Origin of the sequence: Rothia sp. HMSC071F11 (assembly GCF_001809115.1) — a bacterium.
Lineage (GTDB): Bacteria > Actinomycetota > Actinomycetes > Actinomycetales > Micrococcaceae > Rothia > Rothia dentocariosa.
This window is the reverse complement of record NZ_KV795763.1, coordinates 289,446-290,738: the sequence shown is the minus strand read 5'-3', so window position 1 is coordinate 290,738 and position 1,293 is coordinate 289,446. Positions and strand designations below refer to the sequence as shown.

The 1,293-nt window shown below is 50.1% G+C and carries 2 protein-coding genes; both read left to right on the top strand.

Going from position 1 to position 1,293, the window contains the following annotated elements; all coding sequences use genetic code 11:
• On the top strand, window positions 1-488 hold a 488-nt coding region (locus HMPREF2554_RS11610; RefSeq protein ID WP_070554885.1), incomplete at its 5' end, for a DUF6318 family protein.
• A gap of 276 nt (window positions 489-764) precedes the next feature.
• Window positions 765-1,293 (top strand): DUF6318 family protein (locus tag HMPREF2554_RS09225; protein WP_070554883.1); only part of this gene is annotated, 529 nt, incomplete at its 3' end.

The window sequence follows — 1,293 nt, the reverse complement described above, 5'->3', positions numbered from 1 at the left end:
ACGTTCCTGTTCCGAAGCTGCCGGAGAACGCTAACGAAAAGTCCGTTGAGGCTTTCTACGCGCATATCGGTTACTACGCTGCATGCATGCAGTATTTGTTCGTTACGGGTGACGACGGGCCTTTCCGTAAAGGGGCTTATAAGGAAGATGAAGTCCAACTTATATATCAAGATCCCACTTGGTCTCAGGTTCTTCCGAAGGTTAAAAACGGGGAGAGGTGGTTGGGTAATCCTACAGTTACGATCGAGACTCTCACCGCACAGCCAGAAATTAACGGGGATCGTTATAAGTGGTCTCTTCAACTGAGCATGAACCTAGGCGAATTTACGGCTACTCCTGAGGGAGTGTACGATATTCCGCCTGGGGAAGGATATGCTAAGGCTCCAGGGACATTCACCGGTACTTACTCTGATAACAAGTGGAGCATTACAACCGCTCAAACTGGTAATACCGAAACCGTTAGCCCGAAAGCTAAGTCAAACGGCTAACTTTGAAACCCCGCAAGATCGTAGAAATCTTGCGGGGCTTTTTTGTATTCGCAAGAAAATAGGGAACACTGATGTGCAGCGGTGAAATGCCCCGGCGCGTCGCATCGCGCGAAAAAACTACCGTATTCTAAGACCCTAGAACGGCAGATATACGGGCTCTCGCAGTCCCGATACACTAGAGTAGAGAGAAACACCCATGGCGAGTTCATGCGCTCGCCACCCGTGCTTCCCGCAGTCGCCTGCCCGCGGCGTTACGGAAGCCCCGAAAGGAACACCATGTCACCTCATGATGTAACCCGCCGTGCCGCCTTAGGCTTTGTCGGCGCTGGCTCTGTCATTGCTCTTGCCGGATGCGCCGCCTCCGTGAGACCCGTCGATGCCGCCGCTAGCGGCTCCTCAAGCTCTTCATCGTCCGCGTCAAGCTCATCGTCCTCATCCTCTGCCTCTGCATCGCCATCACCTTCGGAGAGCATAAAAGACTACGGCACTACTATCAAAAATGACAAGTACGATACGTCGGCTGGCGCGTATGAACCCGCAACGCGTGAACATCCAGCAAAGAATATCCCTAAACCTGTTTTAGATGATAAAGCTAAAGAGAACTCAGTAGATGGCTTCTACGCTAATCTAGTCTTTATGGCAGGTGCATTGCAGTACCTTTTTGAGACGGGAAGCGACGAAATGATCAATAAGTCTGCATTGGCACAAAGTGAAAAGGATGGTTTCTTAAAAAATGATCAATCCTCTTTCGATAGGATCAAAGATGGTGAAATTTGGTTTGGTAACCCTCAAGTAACGTTTGCCA